We start from the raw sequence: 18,304 nt of genomic DNA, 5'->3' as shown, positions 1-18,304 counted from the left end.
TCACTTGAAGTGGATAAATTTATTTCAAATAAATCACTTTTGCAGTTTTCTTTTGCATCACACCGTTTTCAGGGTAATAGGAAATTACCACAGGATAAAACCCGGAGGCAAGTCTCAAATTACCTGCATCAAATTCCACTTTATACCTTCCTTTTGTAACTTCACCCGAGAAGAGAGTTGAAACGAGGCTCCCATCTGCGGAAAAGACGGAAATATTCGCTGTGCCATTCCCCGGAATCTGATAATCCACATTTGTAACGGGATTGAACGGGTTTGGATAGTTGGAGATAAGGAGAATATCTTCAGGGAGTGGTTTCTCATCTTCAGTGCTGGTAAAGAGATTTATCGCATAGTTTACCCAAAGCAGTCTCCCGTTTATCCAGTTCTTCAGATAGGTAATCTCGTCCTGATAAGTCTGTCCCACATACCAGTTAGGCCATACCCACTGACCGAGGATGGGCCATTTTTGGAAGTTGCGGGTCTGACTTTCATTCAGATAGGTCACCAGCGAATCGATCACACCAAAAATCCGGTTTTTATCGAAAGCTGTGTTTTTGAGGATTGCCCATCTTTCCTTCACTTTTGCTTTGAATCTTGGGGAATCCTTAAATTTTTTCCACCAGAAGGGGACCTGGAAATAGTCATTGTACAGGAAACTCGTATCGCTGGTGAGAACATCGAGTTGCCACCCGTTTCCGAGCCAGGAGTCGTAATAATTGGCATTTCCGAGGGAATGGTTAAAATCCCAGGCTGGTCCGGCATATAGTTTCCTGTCCCTTGAATCACGGTCTTTATACATGTAGGCACTCAGACGGTAAGCATCAACATTTCTCGAGACTTCGCTGATAAGAAACATGTCGGCAAATGAAGTTTCATCAATAATGGAAGGGTAACCATAAAGCGAATCCTCGTATTGAGGGGAAGCCATAACGCTTTCAAAATTGGTTACGAAAGCCTTTATGTAATTAATTTGTTGCGGGACAATATCGGAGGCTTTTGGGATGTGGAACTGATAATATATAGACTGTGTGGCACCCGGGTAGGGAGGATAGTTTGAATACCATCCGCCATTGTCTTCACCGTCAAGTTTGTCGACCTTGACAATGTAACCACCTGTGAGTGCGTCATCCGTGATATCTTCCGGGTCAAGTTCTTTTATATAGACTCTGTTTTTATCGTTTTTAATTTTTTCCAGAAGAACATAAGTGCCGATATACTCACCGTTGAGAACGAGTTCGAAGTAGCGTGACCTTGATGCATATTTCATGGTTCTTCTTGCCATGTCATAAACAAGCACATTCCTCATTAATGTTTTGTCGTTATACTCTGCGTTGAAGACCCAGTCGTTTTCGGATGGCATACCGAGTAATTGTACATTAAGATTTTCCCCGGTCGAGTCTCTGGTTTCAACAGCATAACCTTTTTTAGGGAACATTTGTGTGCTTGAGCCTCTGATCTCAATGCCGATCTTACCGTTGTAGTGATTACGGGGGTCGGTCATATAATTGCGGACGCCCTCTCCGTTATATATTACTCCCATGTCAGCAGTTATTTTTTCATCATCAATAATAATCTGCCCGTTGGTATTTATTATTACAATGGGAAGATTGGATGATGTAAACTGTGCCTGAGCAAAAAACGGAAAGAGGAAAAGTAATACAAGGAATTTTATTATCGGGTTCAATTTAGTAGTATTCATTGGTTCAAAAATTGAATGATTTACATGGTAAATTAATTAAATAATATGATAAAAATCATTCAAATGGAAGTCGGAGAAAAATCTATTTTCAAGCGACAGAAATTTTATTTGTTTAATTGCCGGGTAAATGTTATTTTTATGTAGATTAAATCTAAATAATTTTAAGAAGAAGTGAAAAACAACCAGGCAACCGAGTTATTCAGAGATTTCCTCAAACGGGGAAGCAACAGAATAACACCCGAAAGATTCGAAGTTCTTGAAGCGGCATTGGAGTTTGACGGTCATTTTAGCGCTGACGAACTTTTTATTTCGATGAAGAACAACCACTCGCATGTATCGCGGGCAACCGTGTATAATACACTCGAACTCCTCTGTCAGGCAGAACTTTTATCCCTCCGCAATTTTTCAAACAAAGTAAACTATTACGAAAGCAATTTCAAGAGACAGAATCACTTCCACCTTGTATGTATGGATTGTGGAAGGATTGTGGAGTTTACGGAACACAGACTCGAAGAGATGTCGAAGGAAATCGGTGAAAATCTTGGTTATAAAACCTCGAGCTATTCATACAATATTTTTGCCCGGTGTGAGAAAAAACCGGATTGCCCCTGGTATAATGGAAAAAAGAACGCTTGATTCAGCCCGTAAAGGGAAATATTTTACTGTGATGGCTCTGCCACACGGAGTGCTGAAAGTACAGTTAATCAGATTTGGTATAAGCGAGGGTGACAGAATATTTTGTCTTGAGAGATTGCCGGGAGGCACTGTAGTTATACAGAAGAACCGGCAGGAGATTGCGCTGGGATATGAACTGGCGTCGCAGATATTAATTTCAGAAGAACTTTGACAATGAGAACAGAAGCCACGGGCATAAAAGTAAGCCCGAAAGATTTATTACAGACTCCAAATTTGAACGAACCACTCGTTGAGAGAAAGAGGGTTGTCCTCGTTGGCAATCCCAATGTGGGCAAATCGCTCGTGTTCAATTATCTGAGTGGAGTTTATGTTGATGTTTCGAATTTCCCCGGTACAACCGTTTCAGTAAGTACAGGTACCTGGAAAAATTATGAAATTCTTGATACCCCGGGAATATATGGTGTCTCATCATTTAATGATGAGGAGAGAGTTGCCCGGGATGTGATCATCGAAGCTGATATCGTGCTTAATGTTGTAAATTCACTTCATCTTGAGAGGGATCTCTTTCTTACAAAACAACTGATTGAGATGGGGAAGAAGGTTACAATTGTTCTCAATTTCAGCGATGAAGTTAAAAGAAAAAAGATAAAAATTGACGCAGCAAGGTTGTCTGCACTTTTCGGTGTTGAAGTGATAGAGACTTCTGCTGTTAGTAAAGCAGGTTTTGATCTCCTGCCCGAGGCAATCGAGAAAGCAAGAACAGGAAATGTCAGCGGCGAAATTACCGGCAGATTGAACCAGCACATCGTGAATAATCACGGCAGAGGTGTGGCTCTTCTTGTAGCTGAAGGTGATGAGGAAGTATCTGCCAAGTACGGATTTGAATGCGGAAGTGCTGACGACCGTGAAGCGATTTATATTGAAAGAAGAAAAAGTGTAAATGAGATAATTGCGGATGTCGAATATGAAGACACTTCCAAAGGGCGTTTTTTCAATATACTTGGAAGCCTTTCATTAAATCCCGTTACAGGTATCCCAATTCTGGCAGTTGTACTGGTGGTTCTCTATTTTCTGGTTGGCGATTTGGTTGCTCAACGACTTGTAGGATTCACAGAGGACACAGTCGGGAAAAGATATTTTGAATTTTACACAAAAAGTTTTGTCGGTGAATTTACGCCCGTTGACATTAAAGTGACCTCACTTGATCAGGATGGAAATGCAACAGGAACCAAAGAGTTTAGATTTAAAGAGGGAATCAAGTACGAACCCGCGCTGAAAAAATCGTTTGAAGCTGCAGCAGCAAACAAAGACACCCAGGTCGATTTTCATTTCCCCAATCCAATTGTAAAACTCTTCTTTGGAGAGTTTGGCGTTTTCAGCATGACAATTACATATCTGCTGTTTCTTCTTTTACCCCTGGTGATAGCTTTTTATTTTGTGATGGCAATTCTCGAGGATTCGGGTTATTTGCCAAGGCTTGCCACGATGATGGACAGGTCCCTCTCGAGAATCGGGTTAAACGGAAGAGCGGTAATCCCGATACTTCTCGGGTTTGGGTGTGTAACCATGGCAACGATTACCACCAGAATACTCGGAAGTGAGAGGGAAAAAACGATTGCCACGGCTATTCTTCAATTTGTCATCCCGTGTTCTGCGCAGCTCGCTGTTATTGCAGTACTTGCCGGAACCGCCGGTCCTCAAGCCATGCTGGTGTACGCCACAGTGATTGTAGCCATGATGATAACAGTTTCAACAGTTTTGCACAAAATGTTGCCGGGGCAGAGCACTCCCTTGTTAATTGATCTGCCGATGATGCGTGTGCCGAGGATAGACAATATTTTGAAAAAAACCTGGTACAGATCAACCGGTTTCATGAAAGAGGCTGCTTTATGGTTTTTCATCGGAGCGCTTGGAGTTGGAATTTTAGAGATAACCGGACTACTTGCAGTATTCACGAATTTTCTTGAACCGTTAACGGTGAACTGGCTGAAACTTCCGTCTGAGGCGTCAGTTGCTTTTGTGATGGGAACAGTCAGAAGAGATTTTGGAGCTGCAGGCCTTTTCGATCTGTCTCTTACCCCGATGCAGGTTGCTGTGTCACTAGTGGTGATTACTCTTTTTGTCCCTTGTATTGCATCATTTATGGTTATGCTTAAGGAGAGGGGCTGGAGAGAGGGTTTTACGATTTGGATCAGTGCGTGGGTAATAGCGTTTTTTGTCGGAGGACTCACAGCGATGGTTGTAATTTAAAAATGAGACAGCTTTTTTATGGTTAAATCCGAATATCCAATCTTCTGGGAAAAGGAAGATTTCAGTATCAAGATCTTTTGTTCAATTCCTGCTATTGCCACGGGTATCTTATTGCGGGCCGGTGAGACGAAGATAGTCATTGATCCGGGTGACGGGATACTTCGTGATCTAAATGAAGAACTCCACCCCGAAGAGATTTTATCAATCACAGATATTTTTATTACTCATGGTCACCATGATCATGTCGGCGGAGTGTGGTCACTGCTTACCTACCTTCGCGTCATGAGGAAACGCTCTCCAATGAATATCCATTATCCCGAAGGATGCTTTGAGATAGAGAGTATTTATAATGCGTTCCGGACTGTTTACGGTCTAAGCACTTCCTATCCAATATATTTAAAGCCAATCATGGACTCTAAACGGTTCTCCCGTCACGGAGTCTCAATCACTCCATTTCCCGTAAAGCACAGTGAAATGACAGGAAAGGGAAACGAAACCCGACTCGTGCCTGCCATCGGATTTAAGTTTGGCTACGGTGGCAAGAAAATTTGCTATGGTGGTGATACTGCCTACTGTGACGAACTTTTGCACCACGCCAAAGGAGCCGACCTTGCGATACTCGAAGCAGGGGAGGACGATGAAAGCGTCCCCGGTATGCACATGACAATGGAAGAGGCTGAAAGAATCGGAAAAGCCGCCAAAGAATTTTTCCTTGTTCATGTCCCGCAATAAACCTTAATTTAAGGCTTGTCTTAAAACTTTTTCGAACACAAACACAATCTATGAGGTTAATTAGATGAAGAGCATTCTGCTTTTACTGATATCAATGGTTATTTTCAATTTTTCTGCAACAGCGCAAAATGCCGACAGCATGGTTTTTAAAGGTGAAAAGAGACTAAAAAATATAAAAATGATCACTGATGGTGGTGAAAATGCAGAAGCTTACCTCTCATTTGACAACAAAAAATTGATATTTCAGGCGAAAACCAAGGGGATGGAGTGCGATCAGATATTCACAATGAATATTGACGGAACAGATAAAAAAATGGTTTCTACCGGTCATGGCAGAACCACCTGCTCATATTTCATGCCTGGAGATGAATCGATCATCTATGCTTCCACACATGTGGCTGATGCCAAATGCCCTGCGAATCCTGATTTTTCAAAAGGTTATGTCTGGAAACTTTACGATTCCTACGAAATATTTATTGCCGACAAAGACGGTAAAAACATTCGTCAGGTAACCAACAATGATTCCTACGACGCTGAAGCAACAGTTTCACCGAAAGGTGATAAAATAATTTTTACCTCCCTTCGCGATGGTGATCCTGAACTGTATATAATGGACATTGACGGAAGCAACCAAAAACGGCTCACATTCGAAAAAGGATATGACGGTGGTGCCTTTTTCTCAGCAGACGGTTCCAAAATTGTTTACAGAGCAAGCAGACCAAAAACTGATAAAGAACTTAAGGACTATGACGAACTTGTAAAAGAAAAACTCGTCAGACCGGGCGCTCTTGAAATATTCGTAATGGATGCAGATGGCAAAAACAAGGTTCAGGTAACAAATTTTGGTAAGGCAAGTTTCGCTCCCTTCTTTCATCCCGATGGTAAAAGAATCATTTTCTGTTCAAATGCTTTAAGTAAGGACCCAAGGAATTTCGATCTTTACCTGATCAAGATTGACGGTACAGGTCTCGAACAGGTTACATTCAACGAATCTTTTGACGGATTCCCGATGTTTACTAAGGATGGAAAACACCTCGTTTTCGCCTCCAACAGATTTAACAAAGAAAAAGGTGATACCAATGTTTTCTTTGCCGACTGGGTTGATGGAGAATAACTAGTGAGACTCAAAACCAGAATCCTGTTATTCCTTTTCCTTTCCTTTTCCGGGACTCTGTATTCACAGGATTCCGTAAACCTAGCTTTTTTTTCTCCAAAGGCAGAATATGAGCAGCTCGACAAGGGGAATAATGACAAGTCGACGATCATCAACAAGCTTTTCATCTATACGCCGAAGGAATACAGAAAGAACAATACCAAATATCCGCTTGTTTATCTCCTTCACGGGTGGGCAGGTTCATCGTATGACTGGAAAGTAAACTATGATATCCAAAAGCTTGCCGACCTCTACAAGATGATTATAGTACTTCCCGACGGCTACTATGATTCCTGGTATGTGAACAGCAACGACCGAAAAGAACTGCAATATGAGAGCGCATTTTGGAAAAGGGTTGTCCCTTACATAGAGAGCAAATACCGGGTCGATGAGAAAAACAGGTTCATTACCGGCTTGAGCATGGGTGGTCACGGTGCCATATCATTTTATCTCAAAAAAGATGGCTATTTCAAGGCAGCCGGGTCGATGAGCGGAATACTGGACATCACCAAGTTCTCCGGTAAGTGGGGAATTAAAAAGAGACTCGGAGACTATGCGAAGAACAAAAAAGTTTGGGAAAAGAATTCTGCGATTCACCTTTTGAAAAACTTCAAAGGGAAGAAAGAGAAACTGAAAATCTTCATTGCCTGTGGTAAAAAGGATTTTGCTTTTGGGGTCAATTCCTCCTTTGCAAAAGAGGCAGCCTCAAGGAAAGTGCCAATTTTGAACCTTGCTGATTCAGGTGATCATAACTGGGAATACTGGACGACCCATGTGGAGAAACAAATTTTGTTTTTTAGTCTGGTATCTCAAAACAAATCGATGAAAGATATCAAGAAGATACTGAAACTGTAACCTTTCACTTTAAAACCGGAAGAAGAATTGACAGATGAAATCCATCAATTCTTCTTCCCGGATTCTCAAAATAAATCCTGCAACAGCGTTTACACTATGGATAATACAATCTGGAGCCGGGACCCAGAGGTAAATCCATCGCTACCCATCCCACGAGCAACAGAGACCAGATGATGAAGAACACCACGGTATAAGGTATCATTGTGGAAATCAATGTCCCCAAACCGGCATTTTTGTCATATTTCTGAATCATGGCAATGATCAGTGCAAAATATGACATCATGGGTGAGATTACATTTGAGACACTATCGCCCACTCTGTAAGCTGCCTGTGTAAACTCGGGAGAATAGCCCAACAGCATAAACATCGGGATGAAGACAGGTGCCATTATAGCCCATTTTGCAGAGGCAGAGCCCATAAAAAGATTCAGAATTGAAGTCAGGATGACAAATGAAATCATCAGGGGAATCTCACCGAGATTGAGAGATTTCAGTACTGAGGAGCCTTCAACAGCAATTATCAAACCAAGATTTGTTTTGTTGAAATAAGCAACAAACTGAGCAGCGAAGAAAACCAGCACGAGGTATGACCCCAGTGTTTCCATCGATTTACTCATCCCTTTCATTGCATCGGAATCACTTTTTATCGTTTTTGCAGCGATTCCATAAGCGAGACCCGCGAGTGCTCCACCAATAAAAATGATGGCTACAATTCCCGACATAAAAGGTGATTTTAGAATATCGTTTGTTTTGGGATCGCGAAGATATCCGTTTTCAGGAACGAGCCCGGCGATGATCACCAACGCAAGAACAAAAACAACAGCAGAAGCTGACCATAAACCCTTTTTCTCGAGAGGTGTGAGAGGTTTAAGTTCTTCCGGTTTTTCGTCACCGGTATATTTCCCGAGTCTTGGGGCAACAAGTTTTTCGGTTACCCATGTTCCTGCTGCTGCAATAATGAATGTTGAGACTGCGAGGAAGTAGTAGTTTGCCGCTGGGTTTACGGAGTAGTTAGGGTCTATTATGTGGGCTGCTTCCTGCGAGAGACCTGCGAGCAGGGGGTCGATTGTACCAAGGAGGAGATTGGCGCTGTACCCTCCCGAGACACCAGCAAATGCGGCAGCAATTCCGAGAACCGGGTGTCTTCCGACAGCCAGAAAAATAATTGCTGCAAGGGGAATCAGAAGGACATATCCAACTTCGCTTGCTGCGTTTGACATGACACCTGAGAACACAATCACGAAAGTGAGGATTTTTGCCGGTGCCTTGATCACGATCAGTCTTAATGCCGTGCCCATCAATCCACTCCCTTCTGCCACACCAATTCCGAGCAATGCAACGAGTACTGTTCCGAGCGGTGCAAAGGAAGTAAAATTGTGAACCATCGAAGTAAGAATGTAATGAAGTCCTTCAACCGAAAGCAGGTTGACGGGTTTAATCATCTCGTCTTTTGCGGGATGTTGAACCTCGAGTCCAAGCCAGGAAGCCACTCCGGAGGCGGCTACGATGAGAATGGCAAAAATCAGAAAGAGTGTTGCAGGATGAGGAAGAAGGTTCCCCCCTTTTTCAATGATATTCAGGAATTTATCCCAAATACCCGCGTTGGCCGGTTTTGTTGACATAGTACTCCGAAAGATTAACAGATGTAGAAAGTTCTACATTATTAATGTATTTCGGAGAAAATTAGTTCATTAATAAAAATTATTTTTTCTGCAACGGTAACGAGATTGAGACCGTTGTGCCTTCTCCTGATTCGCTTTCAATTACTATTGTACCACCCTGGATTTCAACAAAATCTTTTGTTAGCAGCAGACCCATTCCCGAGCCCTGTTCTTTGTTTGTTCCGGTGGTTGAGATAATTGATTCCATCTTAAAGAGTTTTGCAAGATTCTCGGCAGTTATTCCGATTCCGTTATCTTTTATCACAAGAATGACGAAGTTGCCAGCGAGTTCGGCTGAAATTCTGACTTCACCTCCGTAATATGTAAACTTGATTGAATTCGATATGATGTTTCTCAGAATCATGTCGAGCATGTTTCTGTCACAAATTATGCTGATACCGGGTTCAACCTCGTTCAGCAGGGTAATGTTCTTTTTAAGGGCACTGGTTTCACTCGAGAAAACCACATCCCTGACTGCATCTCTTAAATTGGTTTCTGAAGGTTCAAACTCCAGTTTACCCGACTGAATTCTTGTCCAGGTGAGGAGATTTTCGATGAGGGCGTAGATAACCTTTGCAGACTCATAAATACCTGAAGAGAACTCCCGGATTTCGTCGGAATTGAGTTCATTATAATAGTTGTTCATCATTTCTGATAAACCTATTAAACCTGTAAACGGGGACTTGAGGTCGTGAGCGAGGATTGAGAGGAATTCATCTTTGGAATGATTTGCAGCTTTCAGTTCCTGTTCCGACTGGCGAAGGGCATCCTCGACGAGTTTTAGAGTCGTAATATCCTGATTTGAAGCTCTTCTGCCGTAGTTTTTACCCTCTTTATCGGTGATAATTAGAGATTTATGGGCAATCCACTTGATTTCGCCACTTTTGGTTACGATTCTGAATTGTCGCATAATCGGTTCAGTGGAATCGAAACCTGATTCAATATCCTTCCAGATTTTTTCTCTGTCTTCGGGGTGAATTATCCGTCTCAGCAGGGCAGGGTCATTCTCAAAATCTGAAGCCTCATATCCTGTTATTCTTTTCGCAGAGGGGGATACATAGTTGAACTTGTTCATATCATTCAGCCAGTACTCGAAATCGAACGAAAAATCAGCGAGCATCTGAAACTTGGCCTCACTGGCTTTCAGTTCCCTGTGCTGTTTAACGAGAGTGAGGTGTGCGTTTATTCTGGCATTAAGCTCATCGAAGTTGATCGGCTTGGTTACATAATCAACACCGCCTGCCTGAAATCCTTTAATCTTGTCGATGGTATCAGTCAGGGCGGTCAGGAATATTATGGGGATATCCTCAGTTTCTTCCATCGCCTTAACAATCCGGCAGACTTCAAAACCGTCGAGGCCGGGCATTTTAATATCGAGGAGGATGAGATCGGGTAAAAAAGTTTGAAGCATTTGTAGTGCTTCATTGCCCGATTGTGACTGGGTTACTTCATATCCTGCCTGTGTCAGTCTGATAAGAAGGTACTTAAGATTTGTTGCATCATCATCAACAATAAGAATTTTTGAGCCGCTATGATTGTACTGTTTCAAGTGAATTCAACAATTAATGGTTAATAGCTTTTTATATTTACGAAACATAGGTTAAATTACAAGGAAAATTAATAAAATTTCTAACAAAAACAGATACCGCCATCAAAATATTTGCAGTAATTCCTGTTCTCGACGACCATCTTTCCCTAAATACTTTATTAAACAACATTCTTACGGAAGAAAACACCGGTTATCTTACTTCGGTCGTGGTTGTGTCGGGCTCGAAGAACAAGGAAATTGAGTGGACTGTCAGCCAGTCAGTCTCCGACGGGATTGAAATTGTTCTTCTGGATAATCCTGCCAAATACACACCAAATGCTTTGAATATTGGAGTCCGTTATGCTCTCGATAATGGGGCTGATGTGGTACAGATGCTCGGAGCACACAGCAGTCTGAATCCCGGTTACTTCAGGAATCTTGCTCAGGTTGCCGCGAGGGACAAAGATGTATCGATATTCTCGCCCTGTTACGATTTCCCAAAAGCGGAGACCATGATCGAAAGGTCCATTCAGTTGTTTCATCTTTCGAGGCTTGGAAGGAACTGGCAAAGGATATCCGGAGTGTCGAAACCTGTTCCCGGATTTGGAAGTGGTGCCTTCGCTGTTCGTAAAGAGGTTTTTGATTCGATCGGACTGTTTGATGAAAAATTTATCAGGAACCAGGACAATGAATTTTATCACAGGGCGGAGAAAAAAGGGTTCAAGGGATACGCCTATCCTGAACTGATTTACTTTTACAGGACGAGGAAAACCCTGATAAAACTTAAGAAGCAGAACTTTGACTACGGGAAGTATTTCGCACTGGATCCCTTAAGTCACAGCATTAAACAGGCTGCCCCTGTGTTGTTTTACACTCTCCAGATCACACTCCTGTTACTAACTGGCGCACTACACTTTTTTGACTACTCCAGGACCGCACTCTTTACCATAGGGTCATTTATGATGATTCTGGGGATTTATCTGACGGCAGTTATGGTGGAAAGTTTCAGTAAGTTTCTGAAATACGGACTGCCCGCGGTGAGCCTCCCGTCAATTCTAATAATGATGCATTTCTATTATGCTATGGGGAGCTTTTCTGGATTTCTGTTTGGATTTGGCGGGTCTTCCGGTAAAAATAAACAATCACCATAAAACAAACCCAGAACGGAAGGTCGACCATCAGCCATCCGTGGGTAAGAATTCCGATTGATTCGAAGACCGACCGTGCAAATAGTCCCACACCCACCGACAATGATGCGGCAACCAAAATAAAACCATCCCTGTCTTGATTTCGTAATTCTCTCATTGCTCTTACGGCGAACAGAATAAACATCCCCGGTAACCAAAAAGCGGAGATGAGTCCCGGAAGGCCGAGTTCAGTTTGTCTGAAAAGAAAAAAATTATGTGAGAGACCGCTGTCACCTGCTTCTTTGTAAAGGCTTTTTATCATCATTTCCGCATAGCTTCCTTCGGAGGCGGTCATGTATTTGAAGAAATAGTCCTTAAACTGGTCGGGACCGGTGCCAAGCAGAGGATGATCTTTAATCGATTCCCACGACATCGCCCACAGATGATCCCTTACATTCAAAAATCTTTCAAAACGGAGCATCAGCGAAAGGAATTCGTTGACCGGAGGTATGAGGAATGCAGCCAAAGCAAACACGATGACTCCTACGAAAAAATGGAACCTGTATTTTGGGAAAACTATCAGGAAGAAAGTAATGCCACCCGCGAAAGCTGCGAGAAGTGCTGCTCTGGAATTTGAAATCAATAGTGCCAGAGAGAGGGGAAAAAGAATTGCAAGGAGAAAAGCCCTTCGTGGCATGTTCCGGTTATTTTTCAGAAAGAAATAAGCCACGATAATAAGGAAAGAGACGGCGAGAGTGACTCCTGAAAAATTGATATTGATATTTGTAAAAAGCCCGCCGAATCTGCTTGGTCCTTCCAAAAGGGTATGTGCCGAGATACCACCGGCAAAAATAGAATAGAGGATTGCAAATCCGTTGATCAATCCCGTAAGCAACACGGTTGCCAGCAGGAGATACACATCTTTCAGGTTTTTGATATTCATAAAGATTAAAAACGCAAAAACAAAAAACACTGCCTGACGAAATGCGGCTGACAATCCCTTAAAAGGGTTTATTGAAACGAGGGCCGAAAGTACAATAAAAAAGAGGGTGAAAACTGCAAAAAGGATTATCCCGCGCGGAATTTTCATCCGTTCATGCTTTTCCGGATCATCAAATGCAAACCACGCAAGGGAGGCAAGCGACCATACGATTACTGCTACTCGGAAAGACGGGTCGAGTGTGCTGCTGGTAAGAAAGAGGAGCAGCATAACCACAACAAGATTAAACTCTCTTCCGCCGGCTTTGATCAGGGCATAAAATAGAACCGCTCCGAGCAGGACAGGGACTGCCATGGCAGGCAGAACTGCCGAAACGGCGGCCGTAATCAGCAGTGCAAGCAGGAATCCTGTGTCAGAGTTCTTAATTTCTGTGAGTGATCTGAGAATCAGAGAGTTTTTCCAAAAAAATAAATTGTAAAGTGTGAATTTAACAATAAGCAGGAAAAGGGAGAGGGGATTTGTTGTTCCCGTTAATCAGGGGTAATCAGTTGTTCCCGAGAATATCCACTTTCACATCCACCACACCATCAGCGAGCATGTCGATCGATTTAGCAGCGATGTATGAGAGGTCGATTTCCCTGTCCCTCCCGAAAGGTCCTCTGTCGTTTATTTTAACCACGACACTTTTCCCGTTTTTCAGATTTGTAACTTTCACAAGTGTATTGAAGGGGAGGTCTTTGTGTGCGGCGGTAAACTTGCTTTTTTTGTAAACCTCACCGCTCGCAGTCTTTTGGTTCTGAAATTTGTCGGCATAATAAGTGGCTTTTCCGGTAAAAGTTGAAACGACTTTAAGATCGAAGGAGGCGGGATTGCTTTCAGGGTTGTTTACCTCGATGTCGGGTTTGTTCCTGTTGTTGGGTATTCGTACTGTGGAAGCACAGGCCGAGATAATAAGGGAAGAGGCGAGAATTACCCCGCCTCTAAACAAATTATTTTGTAGTGAGTTTAAAAACGCCATCCCAGTTCTCGTCCGGAGGTGATTCAATATAGTGTTTCGACCTTTCAATGTAAACCTTTGATGGTCCGTCATCAGGTTTGGTTTCGAGAGCTTTGTTGAAAAGTTCGAGGGCGCCTCCGAAGTCACGATTACGATACTTTGACATGGCGTCGCAGTAGTGTTGCATCGCTTGTTTCGTCTCCTCATCAATTTCAGCACCGGCTTCAGCAACAAGTTCGTAGACTTTCACAGGCAGGGTTTTTCCTTTAACCACTAGCCTGTCGAGCTCACGAGTCATGAACTCCTTATGCACGAGTTCAAAAGTGGATTCGCTAATCATTATGTGAGTACCGTAGGCTTTGTTTGCTCCCTCGAGTCTGGAAGCGAGGTTCACATTGTCACCCATCACGGTGTAATCGAATCTCTGTGTGCCACCGACATTACCAACAACCATGTCACCCGTATTTATACCGATTCTCACATCAATAATCGGCTGCCCTTCCTCCTTCCACTTTTTCTGCATCCTTTTGATGATTTCCTGCTGAGTAAGAGCGGTTTTGCAGGCGAGCTGGGCGTGGTTTTCAATCGGAATCGGAGCTCCCCAAAAAGCCATCACGGCATCGCCGATGTACTTGTCGAGAGTTCCTTTGTTTGCAATAACCGATTCCGTCATCGCACTGAGATACTGGTTGAGAAATGCTACAAGCTCTTCCGGTTCCTTGTTTTCCGAGAAAGTTGAGAATCCTGCAATGTCGGAAAAGAAGACCGTTACAAATTTTTTCTCACCGCCAAGTCGTAGTTTATCGGGATTGGCAATCAGTTCGTCAACCATCGATTTATCGACATACTGTGAAAACATTCCTTTGATTTGTGTTTTCTGTCTTCTTTCCAGGATGAAGTAGTAGGCTGTACTGGAGAAATAACCGAGAATGATTCCGAGGTCAATTCCAACATACGAGAGAAGGAGTTTCTGATCGATAAAGAGATAATTGGAGAGTTCCCTGATTCCAAAAACCAGGAGAAAGACCAGCACGACACTTCCGATCTCGACGATCCAGCTCATGCGAAGTTTCAGATCTCTCAGATAGGAAGTCAGGAAGAAGCTGATCATTACAAAAGCAATTATGAGGAGCACCTCTGCCCAGTAGGGAAACTTGTTTATGTAGTTTCCATCGATAATGTTTTGGATAACATTTGCGTGGAACTCTACACCGTAAATAGTGTTGCTTCCGCCTTTTTCGTCGGTCGATAACGCAACGGGAATAACATCACGATCTTCCTCGAGAGTGGAGCCGATCAGAACAATCTTGTCCTTGAACATCCCCGAATAGAGCAATCCTGAAGCGGGATCATCCCAAATATTCAACGATGTACCGTATTCAAGTTCCTCAGCGGTATTGAATACCGAATCATCGAGTACATCAATAAAATCAACATGTTTGAATGTGCGCGATGAACCGTAAAGGTTTACCAGCATCGAAACATCGTCGTACTTCGGTATCAGATTTTTCCCCAATTTAAAATAGTCACCTGAAATCTCGGAAATGGTGAGCGGAGAGAGACCGAACCATTTGTTTAATACTGCGAATGAGAAAGTGGGGACACTTTTTTTGGAGGTCTGGGAATAAGCAAAGGGGTAGTATCGGCGGTGAACACCATCGTTATCGGCTATTACCTGCACGATCCCGATTGAGCTGTCGACCGGGAAAAGGAAACTCCCGTAGTCTTCCTTCAGATTTTCGACCTCCACCTGTACATTGCCTCCGGTGTTTCTGTTTTCATCGAAAGTCTTACCGGCAACCACAACATTGTGTTTAGCGAGAATGGCATTTATCAAAGTGGAGTCATCTTCACGCGAGAAGATGCTGGAACTTTCCATAAGAAGGTCGACGCCTATGGCTTTTACACCGGCATTATTCAGGTTATTAATTACACGGGCGAAAAATTCCCGGGGGTAGGGCCATTTTTTATACTTTTCAGGCATGCCCTTAAAAGTATTCCGGGTTATCTCGAGAATAATAACATTAGAGGTGCTGTCCTTAAACGGGACAGCACCTCTTTTTGTAAATTTCTCATCAATTTGCTTAAGCTCAAGCTCTTTGATGGGCTTTATTGAGATAAAAAAGTCACCCGTGAGAAGAATTGTCAGAAGTGCAACAACCGCTGCTGTGGCAAGTTTTGTTACGAAGCCTGACTTGTTTTTCCTGGGTTGCATCTTACCTCAATTCATATCTTGTTGTTAATCCAATTATAGAATCGTTTGCTATCGGTATTGTGACATTTCTTACAGGGTCAAAAATATCACCACTGTTCAATATGTATCTTACCTGTAACTGCAGCGAGAAATTCTGAAGCACATAGTAAAGTGCGCTCACATCGATTGCTGTTCTTTTTGCATCTCCGAAGGTGGGGGAGACAGAACCGTTGAGAACGAGCTTGTTCTGCATCAGATAATATTTTGCTCCGGCAACAAGTGAAGTGATGTTAAAGTTGACAGTTGGTCTTCCCGGTCCTTGAACAATCTCATTATTGCTCATGTTAAGGTTCAGGAACGACTGTAATGCTTTGCTCCACTCTGTCGAGTAGTTGATACCAAACATTGTATTGTTTGCATCAAACTGGAATATGGTGTTGTCTTTTCTGCTCGAAATCGAAGCATTTGCAGAAAGATTGTGGTTGTATGCAGCAAAGAATCTGTAAGTAACCTGCAATCCAAATCTGTTGGTATAATCATCAATGCCGTAGGTTCTTCTTATAGGATCAGGATCAGTACTCAGGATACCGTTGTTGTTTTCATTTCTGGAGTAGGAAAGAATGATTCCGGGCAGATTGAAAGCAGGATAGTATGAAACTGATGCATTAAAATTTGTGAATTTGGTTGTCGCAAATTTGGTTTTATTTCTGTTGTCTTCCAGTCTTTCGTATCCGAGGGAGAGAAACATCCTGTTGTCGAGCAACGAAAAACGGTCAAAGAGATTAAATCCGGAGACATCGGTTCTAAGATAATTATTTCCGAAGGAGATATAGTCAAAGCCTCTGCTAATGTATGAACCTTTGAAGTAATTGTTGAAATAATTAAGTGAAAGGCTTACTTCATAAGCAAGAGAAGAAAGTTCATCCGGTTTCAATGGGGATAGGAACTGGTTGAAAGTGATGAACCTGCTGATAATGTCTTTGATATCTTTTATCTGCCCGGAATTACCGCTGAATGCACCACCGGGACCAAAAACCTTGTCAATGGTCGAATCGGGGATGTTTCCCGTGGTTATATCCTTGTTGATGACGGAGAATGCTCCCTGAGCATATAGCTGGATTCTGTTGTCGTCAAGGTTCAAAGCGAAGTCGGCACCAGCCACAACATTTTCCTGGGGTTGTCTGGTGAATTGAGCAGAAGCAAGGTCATCTTTCGAATGAAGATAGGTAAATCCAAGTTTAAATGTTTCACCGGCAGTGAAGTATGGATTGACTGCCAGGACATCGCGTTTGAAAGTACCCTGATTAACTCTTGCGATCCTTCCGTCAGGGAGTCTCTGAATATCAGCGCCAAGAAGTGAGGTGTTCGGTGGCAAAATCTCTACAATCGCTCCATCGATACCGCGGTTTATTTCGCCGTAGGAAGCCTGAACATTAAAGAATCCGACATGCAGACTGCTGGTGATACCTCTGACTCTTTTGCCGTTCATGATGAGTGACTGATATCCGGGTGTATAATCTCCACCAATTACTCTGAAATACTCGTTATAGATTCCGAGTTTATATCTGTTGTAAGGCTGGAGGTACCCTTTCTCTTCCGAAGTGGCGTAAACCTGCAGATCGGCATCAAAAGCACCGTAGGTGGCTTTACCATCAAGGGAGATGTTATTGTACCAGTTGTTCACTTCTCTTACATTTTCGTTTCTGGTTTCACCTCTCACATTAAGGAAATATTCAAAAGGTGTGCCTTGAATCCTGTTACCGCTTTTTTCCTTGACTTCAAAACCTGCGGAGTAGGCATGGTATGCAGCGCCGTCTTTTTTATAGAGTTCCACTCTGACGGAATTCAAACCTCCGGTTTTGAGATTCGAAACGAGTTTGTCACCGGCAAGAATAATAAGATCCTCGGCGATAAAAAGCTGATCGGAAAGGTCGACTCCGTTGACGAAAATACGGGTTTTTCCTTTGTCAACCTCATCGTTGGCTTTAAGAAGTGAAATGGTAACGAGAGCCTCATCAGTTGTCATAGGTGTACCCGGTTCAGGGTTAAGCAGCAAAACTTCACTGTCCTTGGCTGATTTGGGTTGAACCTGTACATTCAGATACGACTGCATGACTGCATCAACGGGATAGGTTTCTTCACCACCGCTTCTCATTTTGATGATGAAATAATATTCGAGAGACGGCAATCTTATTTCGTCTGCACCCAGATTTATGCTTGCACTACCGCCCGAAAGGTCCATCTCTTTTTTAATGAATTCCGTTGTACCAAATACACGATAAGCTATCGTGATATCAGAAATTTCGCTGATATTGGTCAGCTCCGCTCTTATGGTTAGATCAGAGCCCTCTCTGGCATCCGTAAGTGACACGCCCGTCACAAAATTGCTTGCTTGTGCTAACAAAACCACAGGCAGAAGCAAAAAGAAACTGATTTTGAAAAAGTAATTTAACATTCTATTAAACCTCCGGGATATTGATGAAACGGGAGTTGGGTAATTTCTTTAAGGGTTTATGGAATTTACAAAATAGCA

At 42.8% G+C, this 18,304-nt stretch carries 14 protein-coding genes; 7 read left to right on the top strand and 7 right to left on the bottom strand.

From position 1 onward, the window contains the following. Nucleotides 1-19 precede the first annotated feature (19 nt). A complete protein-coding gene (locus tag J0L60_11430) occupies nucleotides 20-1,699 on the bottom strand; it encodes a CotH kinase family protein (GenBank protein ID MBN8546729.1) in 1,680 nt (559 codons plus the stop codon). A gap of 171 nt (nucleotides 1,700-1,870) precedes the next feature. On the opposite strand from J0L60_11430, the gene J0L60_11425 reads away from it, so the two are divergent. The 6 genes from J0L60_11425 (at nucleotide 1,871) to J0L60_11400 (ending at nucleotide 7,325) form a co-directional block, all read left to right on the top strand. Further along, nucleotides 1,871-2,335: a transcriptional repressor gene (locus tag J0L60_11425; protein MBN8546728.1), complete on the top strand. Its 465-nt coding sequence runs from the start codon at nucleotides 1,871-1,873 to the stop codon at nucleotides 2,333-2,335. Then, complete coding sequence (locus J0L60_11420; GenBank protein ID MBN8546727.1) at nucleotides 2,316-2,546, top strand: ferrous iron transport protein A; 231 nt, start codon at nucleotides 2,316-2,318, stop codon at nucleotides 2,544-2,546. Before J0L60_11425 ends, J0L60_11420 begins: the two co-directional genes overlap by 20 nt. 2 nt (nucleotides 2,547-2,548) lie before the next feature. Next, entirely contained in the window at nucleotides 2,549-4,585 is a 2,037-nt protein-coding gene (locus tag J0L60_11415; GenBank protein MBN8546726.1) for a ferrous iron transporter B, read from the top strand. Between the two features lie 18 nt (nucleotides 4,586-4,603). Then, the gene (locus tag J0L60_11410) at nucleotides 4,604-5,317 is read left to right on the top strand and encodes an MBL fold metallo-hydrolase (protein ID MBN8546725.1); all 714 of its coding nucleotides are present in this window, start codon (nucleotides 4,604-4,606) and stop codon (nucleotides 5,315-5,317) included. A gap of 64 nt (nucleotides 5,318-5,381) precedes the next feature. Further along, nucleotides 5,382-6,431: a PD40 domain-containing protein gene (locus J0L60_11405; GenBank protein MBN8546724.1), complete on the top strand. Its 1,050-nt coding sequence runs from the start codon at nucleotides 5,382-5,384 to the stop codon at nucleotides 6,429-6,431. Nucleotides 6,432-6,434: 3 nt separating this feature from the next. Next, entirely contained in the window at nucleotides 6,435-7,325 is an 891-nt protein-coding gene (locus J0L60_11400; protein ID MBN8546723.1) for a prolyl oligopeptidase family serine peptidase, read from the top strand. A gap of 94 nt (nucleotides 7,326-7,419) precedes the next feature. Here the strand turns inward: J0L60_11400 and J0L60_11395 are convergent, their stop codons facing one another. Next, on the bottom strand, nucleotides 7,420-8,946 hold the full coding sequence (locus tag J0L60_11395; GenBank protein ID MBN8546722.1) for an AbgT family transporter: 1,527 nt from the start codon (nucleotides 8,944-8,946) through the stop codon (nucleotides 7,420-7,422). 79 nt (nucleotides 8,947-9,025) lie between these two features. Next, entirely contained in the window at nucleotides 9,026-10,534 is a 1,509-nt protein-coding gene (locus J0L60_11390) for a response regulator (GenBank protein ID MBN8546721.1), read from the bottom strand. 212 nt (nucleotides 10,535-10,746) lie between these two features. Between J0L60_11390 and J0L60_11385 the strand changes: the two genes are divergently transcribed. Beyond that, complete coding sequence (locus tag J0L60_11385; protein MBN8546720.1) at nucleotides 10,747-11,664, top strand: hypothetical protein; 918 nt, start codon at nucleotides 10,747-10,749, stop codon at nucleotides 11,662-11,664. Here the strand turns inward: J0L60_11385 and J0L60_11380 are convergent. The 4 genes from J0L60_11380 to J0L60_11365 form a co-directional block, all read right to left on the bottom strand. Next, nucleotides 11,594-12,934, bottom strand: coding sequence for an O-antigen ligase family protein (locus J0L60_11380; GenBank protein MBN8546719.1), 1,341 nt, complete (start codon nucleotides 12,932-12,934; stop codon nucleotides 11,594-11,596). The genes J0L60_11385 and J0L60_11380 overlap by 71 nt on opposite strands. Nucleotides 12,935-13,124: 190 nt before the next feature. Further along, nucleotides 13,125-13,598 (bottom strand): septal ring lytic transglycosylase RlpA family protein, encoded by a 474-nt coding sequence (locus J0L60_11375; GenBank protein ID MBN8546718.1) that lies wholly within the window; start codon nucleotides 13,596-13,598, stop codon nucleotides 13,125-13,127. Then, nucleotides 13,570-15,792 carry an adenylate/guanylate cyclase domain-containing protein gene (locus J0L60_11370; GenBank protein ID MBN8546717.1) on the bottom strand — a complete coding sequence of 741 codons (2,223 nt, stop codon included), beginning with the start codon at nucleotides 15,790-15,792 and terminating at the stop codon, nucleotides 13,570-13,572. Before J0L60_11370 ends, J0L60_11375 begins: the two co-directional genes overlap by 29 nt. 1 nt (nucleotide 15,793) lies before the next feature. Then, complete coding sequence (locus tag J0L60_11365; protein MBN8546716.1) at nucleotides 15,794-18,226, bottom strand: hypothetical protein; 2,433 nt, start codon at nucleotides 18,224-18,226, stop codon at nucleotides 15,794-15,796. Nucleotides 18,227-18,304: the final 78 nt, after the last annotated feature.

This window comes from Ignavibacteria bacterium, assembly GCA_017302895.1.
Taxonomy (GTDB): Bacteria; Bacteroidota; Ignavibacteria; order Ignavibacteriales; family Ignavibacteriaceae; genus UTCHB3.
This window is presented reverse-complemented; position numbering and strand designations above follow the sequence as displayed.